At 53.2% G+C, this 13337-nt stretch carries 13 protein-coding genes; 4 read left to right on the forward strand and 9 right to left on the reverse strand.

What is annotated here, in order from left to right:
- Positions 1-161: 161 nt before the first annotated feature.
- Entirely contained in the window at positions 162-302 is a 141-nt protein-coding gene (yjjY, locus tag HV213_RS24675) for a YjjY family protein (RefSeq protein ID WP_110272677.1), read from the reverse strand.
- A 95-nt stretch (positions 303-397) separates the two neighbouring features.
- Here yjjY and arcA point away from each other — a divergent pair, with 95 nt between their 5' ends.
- Positions 398-1114 carry a two-component system response regulator ArcA gene (gene arcA / locus HV213_RS24680; RefSeq protein ID WP_004132265.1) on the forward strand — a complete coding sequence of 239 codons (717 nt, stop codon included), beginning with the start codon at positions 398-400 and terminating at the stop codon, positions 1112-1114.
- A 54-nt stretch (positions 1115-1168) separates the two neighbouring features.
- Here arcA and creD read toward each other — a convergent pair whose 3' ends face one another.
- Genes creD through creA form a run of 4 tightly spaced genes read right to left on the reverse strand, consistent with a single transcriptional unit; the run spans position 1169 to position 5205 of the window.
- Positions 1169-2548, reverse strand: a complete 1380-nt coding sequence (gene creD, locus HV213_RS24685) for a cell envelope integrity protein CreD (RefSeq protein ID WP_181483692.1) — start codon at positions 2546-2548, stop codon at positions 1169-1171.
- 57 nt (positions 2549-2605) lie between these two features.
- Entirely contained in the window at positions 2606-4030 is a 1425-nt protein-coding gene (gene creC, locus HV213_RS24690) for a two-component system sensor histidine kinase CreC (protein ID WP_181483693.1), read from the reverse strand.
- A complete protein-coding gene (creB, locus tag HV213_RS24695; protein ID WP_181483694.1) occupies positions 4030-4719 on the reverse strand; it encodes a two-component system response regulator CreB in 690 nt (229 codons plus the stop codon). The genes creC and creB overlap by 1 nt, the downstream gene beginning before the upstream one ends.
- Before the next feature lie 12 nt (positions 4720-4731).
- Positions 4732-5205 (reverse strand): protein CreA, encoded by a 474-nt coding sequence (gene creA, locus HV213_RS24700; protein WP_142512637.1) that lies wholly within the window; start codon positions 5203-5205, stop codon positions 4732-4734.
- A 209-nt stretch (positions 5206-5414) separates the two neighbouring features.
- On the opposite strand from creA, the gene robA reads away from it, so the two are divergent.
- Positions 5415-6284, forward strand: coding sequence for an MDR efflux pump AcrAB transcriptional activator RobA (gene robA, locus HV213_RS24705; protein ID WP_110272681.1), 870 nt, complete (start codon positions 5415-5417; stop codon positions 6282-6284).
- Here robA and gpmB read toward each other — a convergent pair.
- The gene (gene gpmB / locus HV213_RS24710) at positions 6281-6928 is read right to left on the reverse strand and encodes a 2,3-diphosphoglycerate-dependent phosphoglycerate mutase GpmB (protein ID WP_112215067.1); all 648 of its coding nucleotides are present in this window, start codon (positions 6926-6928) and stop codon (positions 6281-6283) included. The genes robA and gpmB overlap by 4 nt on opposite strands.
- A 114-nt stretch (positions 6929-7042) precedes the next feature.
- Between gpmB and yjjX the strand changes: the two genes are divergently transcribed.
- Entirely contained in the window at positions 7043-7558 is a 516-nt protein-coding gene (yjjX, locus tag HV213_RS24715; RefSeq protein ID WP_181483695.1) for an inosine/xanthosine triphosphatase, read from the forward strand.
- Here yjjX and trpR read toward each other — a convergent pair.
- Both trpR and sltY read right to left on the reverse strand, forming a co-directional pair.
- Positions 7545-7877 (reverse strand): trp operon repressor, encoded by a 333-nt coding sequence (gene trpR, locus HV213_RS24720; RefSeq protein ID WP_110272684.1) that lies wholly within the window; start codon positions 7875-7877, stop codon positions 7545-7547. The two genes, yjjX and trpR, sit on opposite strands and share 14 nt — an antisense overlap.
- Positions 7878-7994: 117 nt before the next feature.
- The gene (sltY, locus tag HV213_RS24725) at positions 7995-9932 is read right to left on the reverse strand and encodes a murein transglycosylase (protein WP_181483696.1); all 1938 of its coding nucleotides are present in this window, start codon (positions 9930-9932) and stop codon (positions 7995-7997) included.
- A gap of 331 nt (positions 9933-10263) precedes the next feature.
- On the opposite strand from sltY, the gene ettA reads away from it, so the two are divergent.
- Entirely contained in the window at positions 10264-11931 is a 1668-nt protein-coding gene (ettA, locus tag HV213_RS24730) for an energy-dependent translational throttle protein EttA (protein WP_181483697.1), read from the forward strand.
- Positions 11932-12084: 153 nt separating this feature from the next.
- Here ettA and nadR read toward each other — a convergent pair whose 3' ends face one another.
- Positions 12085-13317 (reverse strand): multifunctional transcriptional regulator/nicotinamide-nucleotide adenylyltransferase/ribosylnicotinamide kinase NadR, encoded by a 1233-nt coding sequence (gene nadR / locus HV213_RS24735; RefSeq protein WP_181483698.1) that lies wholly within the window; start codon positions 13315-13317, stop codon positions 12085-12087.
- Between the last annotated feature and the right edge of the window lie 20 nt (positions 13318-13337).

The following is a 13337-nucleotide window of genomic DNA, read 5'->3' on the forward strand; positions in this document are numbered from 1 at the left end:
TTTATTATTTTCTTAGCGCAACTAATTGAGCCGTGTATGAATTGTGACTATGAATCGCATATCGATGCAATGATTTCACAAGACTGTTAACGTGCTACAATTGAACTTGATATATGTCAACGAAGCGTAGTTTTATTGGGTGTCAGGACTCTCTTAGCCTGTTATGTTGCTGTTAAAATGGTTAGGATGACAGCCGTTTTTGACACCGTCGGGTCCAGAGGGAAAGTACCCACGACCGAGCTAATGTTGTTGTTGACGTTGATGGAAAGTGCATCAAGAACGCAATTACGTACTTTAGTCATGTTACGCCGGGCATGTTAATTTGCGACATGTACCAGGCAGGTCAGGGACTTTGGTACTTCCTGTTTCGATTTAGTTGGCAATTTAGGTAGCAAACATGCAGACCCCGCACATTCTTATCGTTGAAGACGAGTTGGTAACACGCAACACGTTAAAAAGTATTTTCGAAGCAGAAGGTTACGATGTATTCGAAGCGACCGATGGCGCGGAAATGCATCAGATCCTGTCTGAAAATGATATCAACCTGGTGATCATGGATATTAACCTACCAGGTAAAAATGGTCTCCTGTTAGCACGCGAATTGCGTGAACAGGCGGACGTCGCGCTAATGTTCCTTACCGGCCGCGATAACGAAGTGGATAAGATTCTTGGCCTCGAAATCGGTGCCGATGACTATATCACTAAACCATTTAACCCTCGTGAACTGACGATTCGCGCACGCAACCTGCTCTCCCGTACCATGAATCTGGGTACGCCGAGTGAAGAACGCCGCAGCGTAGAAAGTTATAAATTCAACGGTTGGGAACTGGATATCAACAGTCGTTCACTGGTAAGCCCGAATGGTGAGCAGTACAAGCTGCCGCGCAGTGAATTCCGCGCCATGCTGCACTTCTGCGAAAACCCAGGCAAAATCCAATCTCGCGCAGAACTGCTGAAGAAAATGACCGGTCGTGAGCTTAAGCCACACGATCGTACCGTAGACGTGACCATCCGTCGCATTCGTAAACATTTTGAGTCCACTCCGGATACCCCGGAAATCATCGCCACCATTCATGGCGAAGGGTACCGCTTCTGTGGCGACCTGCAGGAATAACTCTGGTTCTCTTGCGGTAATAACGTAAAAACGGCGCTATTCGCGCCGTTTTTTTTATTTCCAGATTCTGAGTTTGTCGTCGCTACCACTATCACCACCGTCATTACCATCGCCGCCTGGCTGTTCTTCCTTCGGCTTCGGGAGAGATAAAGCGTACCAGTCGACATGGCGCGTCAGGAACATCAGCGCACTCAACGCCAATAGCAGCACTCCAGTCCCCAACAACAAGGCACTATCTTCCGAACGCAAGAGCATCCACATCACACCATCCAGCAGTAATAACGCACAGACGAAAAGCAAACTATTACGCCACCCTTTCATGACGGCATGCAGATACACTCCGTTGATTAATGCCCCTATCAGGCTGGCGACAATCCAGGATGGCGTAAAGCCGATATGCTCAGAAAGTGCCAGCAATACCAGGTAGAACATCACTAACGACAGCCCCACCAGCAGATACTGCATCGGGTGCAAACGGCGCTGGGTTAAACTTTCGAATACGAAAAATGCCATGAAGGTTAGTGAAATCAACAGAATGGCATACTTCGTCGCCCGATCGGTCAGTTGGTACTGATCGGCAGGAGTCGTAACATTGACGTTGAAAGCAGGCAGCTGTCGCCATTCAACCTCCCGATCGTCAACAAAGAACTTCGCCATGTTGTTGGCAAACCAGCTACTTTGCCAGTGAGCGCTGTAGCCTGAAGCGCTGACCTCACGGTTAACGGGAAGAAAATCGCCGAGAAAACCAGGGTGTGCCCAGTTGCTGGCCAGTTGTAGTTCACTGTTGCGCCCGATCGGCACCACAGAGAAGCTCCCGGTTCCGTTCAGGTTAAGTGTGAATTCAACATCCAGCGCTTTTTGTTCAGATGATAACAACGGCATCGGCATATGAATTCCCTCTCCGCTACCGCTAAGACCGAGCCCGGGTTCTACGGGCAACGACTCACCATTAATCTGCGGCGCGACAATAGCGCCAATCCCGCGCGCATCGCTAACACCTACCACCATAAAAGGCTGGCCCAACGCAATATTGTCTTTTTTGAGCTCAGCCAGACGGGAGACATCGAAATGCGCTTTAATGCCAAGATCGTTGTGCCAGATTTGACCTTCATAAATACCGATTTTCCGCGATTCAACATTCTGCTTTCCGGTTATCGCCAGCGTTTCTGGCAACCAGTAATGCAGCCAACTACGCTGATATTCGACCTCTTTTTTATCCTCAATACGGGTCAGCGTCTCAGTAACGGGAATAACAATCAGCGGCCCGGTCAGCTTTTGCGGCCCGCTAGTACTGCTCTGTAGAGCATCGACAACATCGCTACGATAATCCGCACGTTCAACGATCAGTTGCCTGACGATCATCAGCGGGATCGACAACAGTAAAATGCATCCCAGCAGGGTGCTCATTTTCCAGAATAGTGGTGATTTCAACATAGCCCTCTCCTTAGTGATAGGCACACCTTAGATGGGCTATGTGGGGGGAGTTTGAAGCTATGTGAAGTGAGCGTGAAGTCTCAACAAAGCGCACGCCCCACCTTCAGGGCGATTAATCAGTTGGATATCCCCCAGATGCAGGCGCGCGACTTCACGGACAAATGCCAGACCCAGGCCACTGCTTTTATGGCCATTTTCACGCGGTAAAGAATAGAAGCGCTCAAAGATGCGTCCCAGGGCATAATCTGGAATACCGCTGCCCGTATCACTCACCGTTAACAGCACGCCGCCATCGCTTTCTTCCGCACCAAGAAGGATCTCTCCTTCAACAGGCGTAAAATCAATAGCGTTATCCAGCAAATTACCTAACGCCTGCGCCAGGAGTTCGCTATCGCCCTCAACTGACAGATTGGTTTCCTGCCAGCGAAGAGTGAGATTTTTCGCCGCCAGCGCTATTTCGCGCTCCTCAGCCAGTCGGCTAAAAAGAGCAGAGACAGAGACACGGCGCCGCGCAATCTCCAGCCTGTTTTCAAGACGCGCCTGCTGGAGCAAATTCTCCACCAGAGACTGCATCCGCGCATTTTGCGCGAGGATATTGCCAGTAAAGCGCGCGGCTATCTCAGGTGGAGGACCTTCATGGAGAATTTCCGCCGCGCCGCGAATTGCCGCCAGCGGACTCTTCAGCTCATGAGTCAGCGCATAAACATAGTTCTCAATCGCGTTTTTACCCTCCAGCTTGAGACGCATACTCTCCAGCGCCTGCGCCAGTTTACGCAGTTCGCTGCTGCCCACATCCGGCAGCGGAACCGGCCGGTCGGCAGTCACCGAATCAGCATAACGAACCAGCTTACCGATGGAGAAATTAATCCACCACACCATCCCGGCGCCAATCAGTAGTGCAATTCCCAGCAGTGCGCCGCTCGCCCACAGAATACGCCGCTCGCTACGTTTGATAACCGGCACCATGGCCAGGTTCGGTTTGCCGACGCTCAGCACGCCAATAATTCGGCCATTATCAGTGACCGGTGCGGCGATATACATAATCGAACTATTATCATCGTTCGGGTCACTGCGCGTGCTGCGCGCACCGTACTGGCCGCGCAATGTAAGCCAGACATCGTTCCAGCGAGAGTAGTCTTGTCCCAGCGCTTTACCCGTGGAATCAAACACCACCTTCCCTTGCGCATCAGTCATGTAGACGTGATATTCATTGCGAACTTTGTTAATACCGGCGATGTTGGCGTTGATCGGCTGACGATGAAGCGTCTGAAAGGCCTGGGCCAGGCGTCCATGCTGCGGATCGGCGGAAAGCAGGTCCTCACGAGCCAGTTCTGCGAGCAAGGTCGCGGTATCGATCAGCGTGCCTTCCGTTGCCCGCCGCACGCCCGGCTTAATCTCCTGGACGAAAATGGAGAGAACAAACCACGCCGCAATCGCCACAATAAGAAAGTAGCCGAGTAGCAATCGCATCCCAATGCGCATCAGAAGCCTCCGAGGCTATAGCCCATGCCGCGATGCGTATTGATGGGGGAGATGTTGGGATTCACTTCGCGCAGCTTAGCGCGCAGGGTTTTGATATGGGTATCAACGGTGCGATCGAAGCTCTCGTTCGCATCGCCCCATACCTGCTCCATAAGCTGCTGGCGGGAAAATATGCGACCAGGGGCGTGCAGTAGCGTTTTTAACAGCAGAAACTCATAGCGGGTCAGATTCAACGATTGACCGCACCACATCACCTGAGCCGCGGCATCATTTAGCGTAAACTCTCCCACGCATAATAGCGGTGAAGGAGCCGCGAATTTCTGCAGCCGCCGCAGAACAGTGCGCACTCTGGCACAGACTTCACGAGGGGAAAAAGGCTTGGCGATATAATCATCAGCACCGATTTCCAGGCCAAGTAACTTATCCACCTCTTCACTGCGGGCCGTCAGAAACAGCACCGGTAGCGCCGGGTGGCGGGCCAGCAGTCGACGGCATAGTTCAAAGCCGCTGATATCAGGCAGCCCAACATCCAGAATCGCCAGGTCGGGTACCTGAAGGTGGGCTGCATCAAGTGCAGGCAGTCCACGTTCAAACGCCGTAACGATAAAACCTTCCTGTTGCAGCATGTAGACCAGCGTATCCGCAATGCTCAACTCATCTTCCACCAACCAGATCCGCGGTTGTTGCATCGTCGTTCCCTGTTATTTATTCCATGGCATAATTGGCACGGCGCTAATGGCATTCTTCGGCGAGCCGTCAACGATTTTATCCGAATAGGTCAGATAGACCAGCGCGTTACGTTTGGCATCGTAAAAGCGCACGACCTGCAGCTTTTTAAATACCAGCGAGGTACGTTTCTGGAAGACCACATCGCCCTGGGTTTTGCCTTTTTTGATTTTATCCGTCAACTCAATGGGCCCTACCTGTTGGCAGGATATCGCGGCATCAGAGGTATCTTCCGCCAGACCCAACCCGCCTTTAATTCCCCCTGTTTTCGCCCGGCTGATATAGCACGTCACGTTCTGGACATCCGGGTCATCAAAAGCCTCAACGACTATCTTATGGTCCGGTCCGAGAAACTTAAACACGGTATCCACCGAGCCGATTTGCTCCGCCTGCGCCATCTGACAGCCGGCCAGTAAAAACATACTCGCAACTAACTTCTTGTATTTCATATTGTTACCATTCTTAAAAATTTAGCTGAGTGATTATCACACATTAAGAAGAAAAGTTTTATAGATCACAGCTTTACAAAATTACCACCATAACATCTGGAATAATCGCATTTAAAAGCAAAAAAAACACTGAATGCTAAAACATCAAAAAATGCTATTATCCGCTACCTTTAGTATCAGGCACCTGAGTTTAAGGATGGGGATATTTTATGGATCAAGCAGGGATTATTCGCGATCTCCTTAGCTGGCTGGAAGGTCACCTGGATCAACCACTCTCACTGGACAATGTGGCAGCGAAGGCAGGCTATTCCAAGTGGCATTTACAAAGAATGTTCAAGGACGTAACCGGCCACGCCATCGGTGCCTATATTCGCGCCCGTCGCTTATCCAAGTCGGCGGTAGCCCTACGCCTGACCGCGCGTCCGATTCTGGATATTGCGTTGCAATATCGCTTTGATTCGCAGCAGACCTTTACGCGCGCGTTCAAAAAGCAATTTTCACTAACGCCAGCTCTTTATCGTCGTTCTCCAGACTGGAGCTCTTACGGTATGCGTCCCCCACTGCGTCTGGGCGAGTTCGCGATGCCTAAACACGAGTTTGTCACCCTTAACACGACTCAACTGGTTGGCGTGACCCAGAGCTACACCTGCAAGCTGGAGGAAATCTCCGATTTCCGTAACCAGATGCGCGTCCAATTCTGGCGAGAATTCCTTGCCAATACGCCGACGATTCCCCCAACCTTGTACGGGCTGCATGAGCCGCGTCCAAGCCAGGATAAAGACGATGAGCAAGAGGTGTTCTACACCACCGCGCTGACGCCAGAACTGGCTAACGGTCACCTGCACAATTCCCATCCCGTTATTCTGGAAGGTGGCGAGTACGTGATGTTTACCTACGAAGGTTTAGGTACGGGTTTACAGGAATTTATCCTGACGGTTTACGGCACCTGTATGCCGATGCTCAACCTCACCCGCCGTAAAGGTCTGGATATTGAGCGTTTCTTCCCGGAAGATGAAAGTCGGAATCAGGAACCACCTATTCAGCTGCGCTGCGAGTACCTGATCCCGATTCGTCGTTAACGCTGTAGTTCATCCATCGCGGGGGCATCAAGATGCGAAACATCCCCCGCGGTTTCTACAACCCAGCCAGATGCCAGCCAGGGGCTTTGCTGATAATCAACGCGGGAAATGGAGCAGTTGCGCAAGCGCAAGCGACGCTCAGCATACGCCGGCAAGCCAAGAATCGTACTTACCAGACAGCCCAGCGCCATCCCATGACTCACCAGCAGCGGCCGACTTCCCGCAGGCAGTTCCAGGCAAGACGCCAGCGCCGCATGCATACGATCGCTCAGCTCTTGCATTGACTCCCCTTGCGGAATACGACCGTCTGGCGTGCCGTTAACCAGTTGCCGACGCCAACCCTCTTCTTCCTCGCTCAACGAGTCGATATGGCGTTTCTCAAGCACGCCCATATCCAGCTCACGCAAGCGGGGATCAGGAATGATGTTGCAACCGCAGGCTTCAGCAATGATTTCCGCTGTGCGCCGCGTACGGCCTAAATCGCTGGCGATAATATGCGTGATGCCCAACGTTCTGGCACGCTCGCCGACTTGCCAAGCCTGACGCTCACCGTGGGCGGTAAGTGGACTGTCCGACTGGCCCTGAATACGTCGCTCGGCGTTCCACTGCGTTTCGCCGTGGCGAACAAGGTATACCTCTAACATGCTTTATTATCCGTTCTGAGCTCTTAACCATTGAGTGACAAGCATAGCCGCCAGCAACAACAATGATTTGGAGTATACTGCGATGATGTTAAGTAATTCTGAGTTGTTTTGATTATGCACCATGTTGTCTCAGCTACCACTAATCCCGCCAAAATTCAGGCAATTCTGCAGGCTTTTAACGAGATCTTCGGTGAAGGATCCTGCCATATTGAGTCCGTCTCCGTCGAGAGCGGCGTGCCAGAACAGCCGTTCGGTAGCGACGAAACGCGCGCTGGCGCACGAAACCGCGTGACGAATGCGCGCCGCGCGCAGCCGAATGCCGACTTCTGGGTAGCCATTGAAGCCGGGATCGACGAAGGCAGCACTTTTAGCTGGGTAGTGATTGATGATGGGAATCTGCGCGGCGAAGCGCGCTCAGCGACCCTGCCGCTCCCACACGTTATTCTTGAAAAAGTTCGCGCTGGCGAAGCCCTGGGGCCGGTGATGTCGCAGTATACCGGCATCGATGAGATTGGTCGCAAAGAGGGAGCCATTGGCGTGTTTACCGCCGGGAAGCTTACGCGCAGCAGCGTTTATCATCAGGCGGTCGTGCTGGCGCTAAGCCCGTTTCATAACGCTATTTATCGTTAACTTTCAGCAGCGATTGTTCCAGCCACTGGCGAAGCTCCGCCGGGGCTGACTTCAGGCTATTTGAGCCACGGGTGATAGTCGCAATCCCGGCGCCAAGCTCGTTTTTCAGCTCGCGCTGGCTCATCTCGCCGCGCAGCAGCTCTTCAATAATACGCACTCGCGTCCCCAGCGCCTCTCGCTCGTCGGGAGTCAGCATGAGTTGTAAAAGCGGCAGATGCAAATCGTCGGCGTATGCCTGCTGCAAAAGCGCCACGAAGCGCAGCCACTCCTGATGACGCTGTTCGGCTACGGCTGCTGAATAAGGGGATTGTTGGGTCATGTTACGCCACCTGTCGTGTGTACTCACTAACGAGTACAAAGCATAACATACTTCTGTCCGTACTCTATGGATTTCGGGCAACATAGCAAAATGCTATGTTGCCCGAAAGTGATGGTATTAGTAGCGCAGCTTCCACTCCGCATCGCTCATCAGCGTATCTTTTTGTCCCATGAAGTAGCGATAGTAGGCATCATAAGACAGGACATTTTTCACGTAGCCACGGGTTTCCGAGAACGGAATACTCTCGATAAACGCCACTGCATCGATACGCCCCCCGCTGTTGCCGCGCCAGGTGCGAACTCGCCCTGGACCCGCATTATAGGCCGCAGAGGCGAAGATACGATTATTGCCAAACTGCTGATAAACATATTGCAGGTAGCTGGTACCGATGTTGATATTCATTTCCGGATCCAGCAGCTGCGACGTTCCGCTGTAACCCGGAATATTAAACATCTTCACCGTATGCGTAGCCGTACCCGGCATAATCTGCATCAGGCCGCGGGCACCCACCGGTGAACCGGCTTTCGGGTTCCAGGCGCTCTCCTGACGCGCAATCGCCATCGCGTAGCTTTGCGGAATATCTTTACCGCTGATATAGCGGGTAAAGATGTCGTTATAAGCCAGCGGAAAACGCTCTTCCAACTGATCCCATAATTTCCCGGCGATCGTGGCCTGGACGCTGAGATCCCACCAGTTCTGATTAAACGCATACCGCGCCAGCTGCGCCTGCTGATCTTTAGTCTTGCTGGTCACCAGGTTCGCCCACTCACTACGCGCGGTATTATCCATATTCCAGTACATCAGCTCGCGAACCCGCGCCATTTCCGGCACGGAGGTTAACGCCGGATCGAGATTAGCCGGCGCTTTATCGATGCGGAAAGTGTACTCTTCGCCAAGACGCTGGGCAGCGACCATCGGGTAGAAGCCGCGTTGTTGCATCAAAGAATGCAGAATGTCTTTGGCTTCATCATCGCGCCCGCGTTCCAGCAGTAGATCGGCCTGCCAGTAGCGCCACTCATCCTTCTCTTTCGCCTCCATCGGCAAACGCGCCAGCCAGGTGTTCAAACCGCGTCGATCTGCAGCGCCAAGCGCCATCCGCACCCGGCGTTCCACCAGCGAGGTGGATTGCGAACGCATAATGGCATCATCGCGCCAGATAGCCTGCTCTTCAGTCACATCGCTGCCCATCAGACGCCAGGCGACAATATCCCGCAGCTCCTGGGTTTGGTCTTCATTCAACTGCTGTGCCTGCACTAACGATGGGATCATCAGGCGCGCATTTTCCACATCCTGACGCGCAACGCTGGCAAAAGCGACCGCCGCCATCTGGCGCGTAAAGTCCGTCGCCCCGGTAGTGCGTGCGAAAGTCATGACGCTATTGGGATCGTTAGCCAGCGCGACAACCGCCGTCGAAATTGTTTGATAATCAGACGGCATCTGCTGGGCCAGAACCCGTACCAGACTGGTATTCCCCGCCTTCATCGCCAGACGGATCCGCTCAAGGTAAGCCAGCGGATCCTGCTGGCCGGAGGCGCGCCAGGCACCAAACAGCTGGTCGCAGGCATTTGGCTGGCTTTTGCCACTCAGCCACAGCTCTTTCGCCCCATCCCAGGCTTCCTGCGTTTGGCCCACACTCCATTTTGCATAGTAGTAATTACACTGTGCTTCGGTGCTGGCTGGTTTATCCGGGCTGAAGGACAACAGGCCACGCCAGTCGCTACGACGCGCCAGCTCGTTGACGAAACGTGATTTCAGCGATCGCGCCGGGGGCAGCGTCGGGTTGGAGGCGATAAAATTGGTCACCACCAGAGCGGGTTGGTTCATCAAATCATCGGTTATCTGCCGGTACTGGAGATAAGGATAGAGCGGGTAAGTCGTCAGCGTCGGCATCAACTGGTTAACGACATCCATTTGTCGATTGTCCCACGCCTGTTTAATTTGAGCATAGCGGCTGCGTTGTTCATCCAGTGAATCCGCATGCGCCAGTTGGCTTAGCGTCAGCAGACATACGCTGGCCGCCAGCAGGCGCCAGGTAACGTGTTTGGCTTTGTCCACAAGCTCTTCCTCTTATCGTGTTACGTCTGTGCAGCATCATGCCGCTTAATAGATTCATGCTAATCAGACATTGCAGAAAGTGCCACGTTCCGGACACTTTTTTACTTTTGTTGCGAGTGAGCTCTGCTGGCTGGGATTAGAACGTGAAAAAGGCTACACTTCGCCTTTGATAACTATTCACTACCCTACTCAAAATCATTCTGGCTGCATCAAGGCGGCAAGAGAGAAAATCCCTGCGAGCATAGATGGCTATGTGACCAGGGTTTTCGAATGCAGCCAACACAGAGGCAGCCTGAAGGATGAAGAGTATATAAAAGAGGCGAAGTCCAACGTGGCTCAATTCGTTTATACCATGCATCGTGTCGGCAAAGTGGTTCCGCCGAAACGTCATATTCTGAAAAATATCTCCCTGAGCTTCTTCCCTGGCGCAAAAATCGGCGTTCTCGGTCTGAACGGCGCCGGTAAGTCTACCCTGCTACGCATTATGGCCGGCATTGATACCGATATCGAAGGCGAAGCTCGCCCGCAGCCCGGTCTGAAAATCGGCTACCTGCCGCAGGAACCAAAGCTGAATCCAGAGCAAACCGTTCGTGAATCAGTCGAAGAAGCCGTGGCCGAAGTGGTCAACGCGCTGAAGGGTCTGGACGAGGTGTACGCTAAGTACGCTGAACCGGATGCCGATTTCGACAAACTCGCCGCTCAACAGGGCAAGTTTGAAGAGATCATTCAGGCGCATGATGGCCATAACCTGAACGTGCAGCTTGAGCGCGCCGCGGATGCCCTGCGTCTGCCGGATTGGGATGCCAAAATCGCCAACCTGTCCGGTGGTGAACGTCGCCGCGTGGCGCTGTGCCGTCTGCTGCTCGAAAAACCAGACATGCTGCTGCTCGACGAACCGACTAACCACCTGGATGCCGAATCCGTGGCGTGGCTGGAACGCTTCCTGCACGACTTCGAAGGTACGGTCGTGGCGATTACCCACGACCGTTACTTCCTCGATAACGTTGCCGGTTGGATCCTCGAGCTTGACCGTGGCGAAGGTATTCCGTGGGAAGGTAACTACTCCTCCTGGCTGGAGCAGAAAGATCAGCGTCTGGCGCAGGAAGCTTCTCAGGAAGCGGCCCGTCGTAAATCTATCGAGAAGGAGCTGGAATGGGTTCGTCAGGGCGCGAAAGGCCGTCAGTCTAAGGGTAAAGCCCGTCTGGCACGCTTTGAAGAGCTGAACAGCGCTGAATACCAGAAACGTAACGAAACTAACGAACTGTTTATCCCACCAGGAGCTCGTCTGGGCGATAAAGTGCTTGAAGTCAGTAACCTGCGTAAATCTTACGGCGATCGCGTCCTGATTGACGACCTGAGCTTCTCGGTACCGAAAGGGGCTATTGTCGGCATCATCGGTCCAAACGGTGCGGGTAAATCCACCCTGTTCCGCATGATGTCCGGTCAGGAAGCGCCTGATAGCGGCACCATTACCCTGGGCGACACCGTGAAGCTGGCCTCCGTTGATCAGTTCCGTGACGCGATGGATAACAGCAAAACCGTGTGGGAAGAAGTTTCCGGCGGGCAAGATATTATGCGTATTGGCAACACCGAAATGCCAAGCCGTGCCTACGTGGGCCGCTTTAACTTTAAGGGTGTCGATCAGGGTAAACGCGTCGGCGAACTGTCCGGCGGTGAGCGCGGTCGTCTGCATCTGGCGAAGCTGCTGCAGGTTGGCGGTAACGTACTGCTGCTCGATGAACCAACCAACGACCTGGACATCGAAACCCTGCGCGCGCTGGAAAACGCCCTGTTGGAATTCCCGGGCTGCGCAATGGTTATCTCGCACGACCGTTGGTTCCTTGACCGCGTAGCAACCCACATTCTGGATTATCAGGATGAAGGTAAAGTCGAGTTCTTTGAAGGTAACTTCACCGAATACGAAGAGTACAAGAAACGCACCCTCGGCGCAGACGCGCTGGAGCCGAAGCGTATCAAGTACAAGCGTATCTCGAAATAAAAGCAAAAGGGCAACGCAAGTTGCCCTTTTTAATGTCTGCTCCCTCTCCCCAAAGGGGCGAGGGATCGGCCCTCTGCACCGGGCTGGTCGGTTTTCTCCCTCTCCCCGTGGGAGAGGGTCGGGGTGAGGGCATCAGACCGCAGAGGAACTGAACTACCCCTGCTCACCCATCATCTCTTTGACCAGCTCGACGCAGCGCAGGAAGCGGGCATCGTAATCCGCCTCTTTTACATGCACGAAGTCGATCTCATTCTCTCTGAGCAGCGACACCAGTAGCGTCTGGAACTCCTTGCGATCCACTGAACTACCAAGGCTACGCAGACCATCGGCCACCCAAGGCGTATTGTTTTCCAGCAGGATAACCAGATCAAAGCGATACTCATCGATAAGCGCCTGAACGAAAGGATGTTCCCGACCTTCATACTTCAGACAAAACGCCTGGGTGCTGACGAAATCGGTATCGATAAACGCCACCTTATTGGCGTATTTCACCGCAAAATCAATATACTGCGCATGGCCGAGAGCAATCTTGTCATAGTCGGAATATTGCAAAGCCATCTCATCGCCACCGAGATGCGAAAAGACATAATCACGGCCATATTCCCAGGCGCTGGTGGTGTTAAAGATATTGGATAGCTTATTTACCAGGGTCGACTTACCGCTCGACTCACCGCCGAGAATCGCTACCGTGCGCACGAAAAACGGCTTCACCTCGGTAGGAATATATTCCCAATAGCGGAACGGGTTTTCACGAATCTGCCCACCGCTGATGCTCATAAAGGTGCGTTTCGGATCGACAAGTACGGTTTCGATACCAAGATGCTCCAGATACTGCGACGCATCGGCCTCTTCCGAGGTGTAGATCCAGTTTGGCTCGATACCCTTCTCGCTCATAAAGGCGCGGATCCCACGGCTCCAGACATCCCAGCCGTGCGGATAAGGCTCCATGCCCTCTTCATTAAAGGCATGGATGCGAATATTTTTCTGATACTTAAAGGTTTGCAGCAGCCAGCGCAGGCGATCGGGGACGGTCGGCTGCTGCGACATCGCGCTCTTTTCAAACAGTTCACGATCGCGAGGATCGTCGTAACCCATAATGATATGCAGCTCATCGACCTGGCTACAGGCGCGCTGAATCAAATAGATATGCCCGGTATGCAGCGGATAAAATTTACCAAAAACCACGCCCACGCTTTTTTGCCGACGTGGAAACTCCAGCCCCAGGAACCGGTGCAGCGCTTCCAGCTTCTGCGCGCTCGGGCTTTTAATTTTGGCATTCAGCAGCTGGCTCAAATAGCCTTTTGTCATCCCGCTGGCGTCCGCCACCTGCTGTAGCGTACAACCCTTCTGCTTAATGGCGCTTTTTAAATAGTCAAATGACGACATAGCGAGTCTCCTTTTAACTT

The organism is Klebsiella sp. RHBSTW-00484 (assembly GCF_013705725.1).
Classification (GTDB): domain Bacteria; phylum Pseudomonadota; class Gammaproteobacteria; order Enterobacterales; family Enterobacteriaceae; genus Klebsiella.

Bases quoted from the DNA above. Each gene is read 5' to 3' on its own strand.
- yjjY (WP_110272677.1), bottom strand. From the start codon at position 302: ATGACTAAAGTACGTAATTGCGTTCTTGATGCACTTTCCATCAACGTC.
- arcA (WP_004132265.1), top strand. From the start codon at position 398: ATGCAGACCCCGCACATTCTTATCGTTGAAGACGAGTTGGTAACACGC.
- creD (WP_181483692.1), bottom strand. From the start codon at position 2,548: ATGTTGAAATCACCACTATTCTGGAAAATGAGCACCCTGCTGGGATGC.
- creC (WP_181483693.1), bottom strand. From the start codon at position 4,030: ATGCGCATTGGGATGCGATTGCTACTCGGCTACTTTCTTATTGTGGCG.
- creB (WP_181483694.1), bottom strand. From the start codon at position 4,719: ATGCAACAACCGCGGATCTGGTTGGTGGAAGATGAGTTGAGCATTGCG.
- creA (WP_142512637.1), bottom strand. From the start codon at position 5,205: ATGAAATACAAGAAGTTAGTTGCGAGTATGTTTTTACTGGCCGGCTGT.
- robA (WP_110272681.1), top strand. From the start codon at position 5,415: ATGGATCAAGCAGGGATTATTCGCGATCTCCTTAGCTGGCTGGAAGGT.
- gpmB (WP_112215067.1), bottom strand. From the start codon at position 6,928: ATGTTAGAGGTATACCTTGTTCGCCACGGCGAAACGCAGTGGAACGCC.
- yjjX (WP_181483695.1), top strand. From the start codon at position 7,043: ATGCACCATGTTGTCTCAGCTACCACTAATCCCGCCAAAATTCAGGCA.
- trpR (WP_110272684.1), bottom strand. From the start codon at position 7,877: ATGACCCAACAATCCCCTTATTCAGCAGCCGTAGCCGAACAGCGTCAT.
- nadR (WP_181483698.1), bottom strand. From the start codon at position 13,317: ATGTCGTCATTTGACTATTTAAAAAGCGCCATTAAGCAGAAGGGTTGT.